Source organism: Devosia sp. (assembly GCF_028290645.1).
Taxonomy (GTDB): Bacteria; Pseudomonadota; Alphaproteobacteria; order Rhizobiales; family Devosiaceae; genus Devosia_A.
The window spans coordinates 1-5,117 of sequence record NZ_JAQGJL010000270.1 but is presented as its reverse complement, the minus strand read 5'-3'; the positions used below and the strand labels follow the sequence as shown (position 1 = coordinate 5,117).

The 5,117-nt window shown below is 62.9% G+C and carries 6 protein-coding genes; all 6 read right to left on the bottom strand.

Translation table 11 applies throughout. The features are described 5' to 3' along the window. Positions 1-155: 155 nt before the first annotated feature. Positions 156-1,142 (bottom strand): magnesium transporter CorA family protein, encoded by a 987-nt coding sequence (locus JWQ89_RS14635; RefSeq protein ID WP_299642180.1) that lies wholly within the window; start codon positions 1,140-1,142, stop codon positions 156-158. 184 nt (positions 1,143-1,326) lie between these two features. Continuing rightward, positions 1,327-1,830, bottom strand: a complete 504-nt coding sequence (locus tag JWQ89_RS14630; protein WP_299642179.1) for a hypothetical protein — start codon at positions 1,828-1,830, stop codon at positions 1,327-1,329. Between the two features lie 103 nt (positions 1,831-1,933). Beyond that, on the bottom strand, positions 1,934-2,425 hold the full coding sequence (locus JWQ89_RS14625; protein ID WP_299642177.1) for a ferritin-like domain-containing protein: 492 nt from the start codon (positions 2,423-2,425) through the stop codon (positions 1,934-1,936). 118 nt (positions 2,426-2,543) lie between these two features. After that, a complete protein-coding gene (locus JWQ89_RS14620; protein WP_299642176.1) occupies positions 2,544-3,437 on the bottom strand; it encodes a LysR family transcriptional regulator in 894 nt (297 codons plus the stop codon). A gap of 3 nt (positions 3,438-3,440) precedes the next feature. Next, positions 3,441-4,391 carry a thioredoxin-disulfide reductase gene (trxB, locus tag JWQ89_RS14615; protein WP_299642174.1) on the bottom strand — a complete coding sequence of 317 codons (951 nt, stop codon included), beginning with the start codon at positions 4,389-4,391 and terminating at the stop codon, positions 3,441-3,443. 227 nt (positions 4,392-4,618) lie between these two features. Continuing rightward, positions 4,619-5,092 (bottom strand): transcription elongation factor GreA, encoded by a 474-nt coding sequence (gene greA, locus JWQ89_RS14610; RefSeq protein WP_299642172.1) that lies wholly within the window; start codon positions 5,090-5,092, stop codon positions 4,619-4,621. Between the last annotated feature and the right edge of the window lie 25 nt (positions 5,093-5,117).

Genomic DNA, 5,117 nt, shown 5'->3' with positions numbered 1-5,117 from the left:
GCCATGCGTCCTGCGCATGACTGCTAACTCGATGTGTTTACTCGTCTATTGCCTTTTCACCGGTGTGCTACGGTGTCGCATGCAATGCAATTGCGGCACGTAAGGCCCTGATGTGACAGTTTTTTGTCATTGCAGGCCACACTGAATCGGTGGCGCTACAGCCAGCCGCTTCGCTTGAAGAACAGGTAGGGGACAACCGCCGACGCTACCATGAGCCCCAGCGCAAATGGATAGCCGAAGGCCCAGTCCAGTTCCGGCATAATGTGAAAGTTCATGCCGTAGACCGAGGCGACGAGGGTGGGTGGCAGGAACACCACGGCGGCCACCGAGAAGATCTTGATGATCTGGTTCTGCTCAAGACTGATAAGCCCAAGCGTGGCGTCGAGCAGGAAGGTGATCTTGTCCGAAAGGAAAGCCGCGTGATCGCTGAGCGCGGTGGCGTCGCGCTGCAGCACCTTGAGCTCCTGGCGACGTTCCCGGGCAGTTTTCTGGTCTTCCGAGCCCGAGTTCTGGTGGAAGCTGACGAGACGGTTGATCGAGACCAGGCTTTCACGGGCGAGGGTAAGGACGTCGCCCTTCTTGCCGATGCGCTGGATGAGCGACTGCAGGTCGCGGGTCTTGCGGGTCGGCTTGGTTGCCTTGTTGCCGAACACCTCGCGCGAAATCTGGTCGATGCCGTCGCCGGTGTTCTCGAGGAGCTGCGCGAGGCGGTCGATGAACGATTCGAGCAGCCCGATCATCACGCGCTCGCCGCCGATGTCGCCGGGCGTGGGGCGGGACACGAGGCGTTCGTAGAGGCGGAACGGCTTGGGATCGGCGTAGCGCACCGTGACCAGCTGGTCGTTGCGCAGCACGAAGGTGATGGGCGTCTTCACCGGCTGATCGGTTTCGGCGTCGATCAGGGCGGTGATGGTCATGAACTCGGCGTCGTTCTCGCTGTAGAGGCGGGCCGAGGGCTCGATGTCCTGCATCTCGCGGCGTGTGGGGATGTCTATGCCGAGGCAGGATTCGACGAACTTGTCTTCCTCGGGCGTCGGGTCGGTCAGGCTGTACCAGACGGCACCGGCCAGTTGGGTACCCGAGGTGGGATCGAAATCGGTGGGGCTTAGGCGATCGCCTTGGCGGATATAGGCACGCAGCATGAGGGGCTCCAGTAGATGGCCGCACCGGCGCGCCGGCCCGGGAGCCTACAGCGCCGGCAAGATCGAAGATCGACTTCGACTTTCGGAGTTCATTTTTAGTCCTTGATGAAGTTCCGTTCGCAACCGTCCGGAACTATGCCGAAATGCGCCTTGGAGCGTGCGGCGTCAAGAAAAATGGGGCGACTCAGTTCGCGAAGGCGGAGACGAGGGCCGTCTGGAGATCGCCTGTGCTGGCGTAGGAGACATTGTCGATGCGCCAGACAGGGGCGCCGATGGAGGCATCGTCGACGAGCTTCAGTTCCAGGGAGTCGGTGAAGTTTGCGTCGGGGTAGTCGGGGAAGCCGTAGGCGATAGCCACGGAGGCCTTGTCTTCGTTCAGGGTGACACCCCCGACGTTGCACTCTGCTGCATAGTCCGGAGCATCTTGCCACGGAATGCCGTCGCCGAGCGGTGGCTTGTCGCCGGGCTCAGCCTTCTGGATGGCGTCGTTCTTCGCCTCGGCATCGGCGATCGCCGACTTCAGCTCGGCGGTGAGCAGCCCCTCGACCGGCGCCATGTCGTTGCCGAGCCGGGCGATGCAGAACACCCCGCCGACCTGTTCGGGGCTGATGGTGATCATCTGGGCGAACGAAGGGGACGACGAAAGCAGCGCCAGCGACAGAGCGGCGAGAGCGGCGAAGCGATGCATGATATGCCCCCTGGGATAATGGGACGCTTCTAGCGGGGGCGGGGTGAATTGCCGATGAACGGAGCGATGCGAGGGGCGGCGGACCGCCCCTCGATGATGGCGACTACGCCGCCATGCGGTTGCTGTTGCTCTCGGCGACCTGGGTCAGCTTCTTGTCGGTCGCGACCTCTTCCTTGAGCGTCGCGTCGAGCAGGTTGACCGCGTCGTTGAGGCCGAGCTGCTGAGCCCACGTCTTCAGCGTGCCGTAGCGTGCGATCTCGTAGTGTTCGACAGCCTGGGCGGCGGAGACGAGGCCGGCGTCGAGGGCCTGCGTGCCCTTGAACTCGTCCATGATGGACTTGCCTTCCTCGATAATCCCGAGAATGGCCTCGCAGGTCTTGCCGCGGGCCGGCTTGCCGATGATATCGAACACCTGCTCGAGGCGATCGACATGGCCTTCGGTTTCAGCGAGGTGCTGCTCGAAACCAGCCTTCAGCTCAGGCGTCTGTGCCGCCTTGGCCATTTTGGGCAGCGTCTTCACGATCTGCTTTTCGGCGTAATAGATGTCCTTGAGCGTATCGAGGAACAGGTCGTCGAGCGTTTTTTGTTCAGCCATCTTATCCTCCGGTGTTGGTTTTCGACGCGTGAGCGCCGTCGTGATCTCAACCTGATGAGGCGGCTTTGGTTCCGGGCTAGGTGCGGAGAAGCATCGAGGGGAGGTTCGTCGTGATCGTCTAGAACGACCACTCACGGGCCTTGCCGACGAGGAAGTCGCGGAAGACGCCGACGCGCTTGGAGTTCTTCAGCGCCGGGGGATAGACGAAGTAGGCCTCGTAGGCGGGCAGTTCGATGCCGGCGAGGACGCGGACGAGGTTGCTCTCGTTCTCGGTGACGTAGTCGGGCAGCATGGCGATGCCGATGCCGGCGCGGGCAGCCTGCATCATGCCGTAGATGGCGTTGACCTTCATGGCGGCCCGGCGCGGCGAGGAGTCGGGGCGGCCGAGGCGCTCGAGATAGTTGATGTCGCCGAGATAGGACGGGACCGGCTCGCCGAACGAGATGACACGGTGACTGTCGAGATCCTCGACGACCTGCGGCTCGCCGTATTCCTCGACGTAACCCGCCGAGGCGTAGAAGTGGTTATGCACGGTGAACAGCTTGCGCTGGATCATCTCGGACTGGTTGGGCCGATGCAACCGGATGGCGACGTCGGCCTCGCGCATGGCGAGATCGAGTTCGGCATCGTTGAGCTTAATCTCGATCTGGATTTCCGGATACAGGATCAGGAACTCGTGGATGCGCGAGGACAGCCAGGTCGAGCCGATACCCACCGTGGTGGTGACGAGGAGGGGCCCTGTAGGCACCTCCTGGCTCTCGGACATCTGCGTCTCGACCTGCTGCAGTTCCCAGTGCATGCGGTGCGCCGTGCGGAAGAGCTGCTCGCCCACCTCCGTGAGCACCAGCCCGCGGGCATGGCGGATGAACAGCTTGAGGCCGAGATCCTCCTCCAGCGCCGAAATCTGCCGCGATACGGCGGACTGGCTCATATTGAGCTTTTCGGCGGCGTGGGTGAAAGACCCGGATTCAGCGGCGGTATGGAAGATGCGGAGCTTGTCCCAATCCAGCATCTGCTATTCCGCCGCTTCGGCGAGCTGGATCGAAGCGAGATATTGCTCGGCATCGAGTGCCGCCATGCAGCCCATGCCGGCGGCGGTCACCGCCTGGCGGTAGACGTCATCGGTGACATCGCCCGCAGCAAAGACGCCGGGGATGTTCGTGGCCGTGCCGCCCGGCACGACTTCGAGGTAGCCGCCCGGCTTCATGTCGAGCTTGCCCGAGAAGATCGAGGTCGCGGGGGAATGGCCAATGGCGACAAAGACGCCGTCCACGGTCTTCTCAGTGACATGGCCGGTGACAGTATCGCGTATTTTCACGCCCCTGACCGAGCGGGGCATGTTGTCGCCGAACACTTCGTCGATCTCGGCGTTCCAGATCACCTCGATCTTGGGGTTCTTGAACAGGCGCTCCTGCAGGATGCGCTCGGCGCGGAACTCGCCGCGGCGATGGATGACGGTTACCTTGCTCGCGAAGTTGGTGAGGAACAGCGCCTCCTCCACGGCGGTATTGCCGCCGCCGACCACAACCACTTCCTTGCCGCGGTAGAAGAAGCCGTCGCAGGTGGCACAGGCGGAGACGCCAAAGCCCTGGAACTTCTCCTCGGACTCGAGGCCGAGCCAGCGCGCTTGGGCGCCGGTGGCAATGATCACCGAGTCGGCGGTGTAGCGCGTGCCGCCGTCGCCGATGAGGACGAAGGGACGTCGATCGAAATCGACCTCGACGATGATGTCATTGATCATCCTCGTGCCGACATGCTCGGCCTGGGCCTTCATCTGCTCCATGAGCCAGGGGCCCTGGATCACGTCGGCGAAGCCGGGATAGTTCTCGACATCGGTGGTTATGGTGAGCTGGCCGCCCGGCTGCAGGCCGGCGATCATCACCGGCTCGAGCATTGCGCGCGCCGCATAGATCGCCGCCGTATAGCCGGCAGGACCCGATCCAATGATGACGACTTTGGCGTGCACGCGACGCTCCCGATACGCTGAGACATAAGTCCAAGCAAAATAGGGGCTTTGCCCGTACCGTTTCAAGGCCGTACCGGCAGGGCTGAGACGATGCAGCGCAGGGACTCACCGAAAAGTCACGGCGCGATAACGCCAAACGCCGCAAAACCATTCCCGGTGCACCGAACAGGCGTGGCTTCGGCAAGGCGCGCCAGCCGTTCGCGGCGCCGCGAATCGCGGCGCCCGGCCTAGATGAACTTCACGTCGAGGATTTCGTAGCTCTTCGAGCCGCCCGGGGCAGCGACCTCGACGGAATCGCCGACGCCCTTGCCGATCATGGCGCGGGCCACCGGCGAGGAGATCGAGATGCGGCCCTTGCTCAGGTCCGCCTCGGCGTCGCCGACGATCTGGTAGGATTTCTCGGCTTCGGTTTCCTCATCGACGAGCTTCACCGTGGCGCCGAACATGATGGTGGCGCCGGAGAGCTTGCTGATGTCGATGATTTCGGCGAGCGCCAGCAACGCCTCGAGTTCCTTGATGCGGCCCTCGTTGAGGCTCTGCTGCTCCTTGGCCGCATGGTATTCGGCGTTTTCGGACAGGTCGCCATGGGCGCGCGCTTCCGAAATGGCGGCAATGATCGAAGGCCGGTCCTCGGCGGTACGGCGGCGATATTCCTCAGACAGGGCCGTGTGACCGCTTGGTGTCATCGGAATCTTGTCCATAGCCGTCTCCATTCAAAAAGAAAGG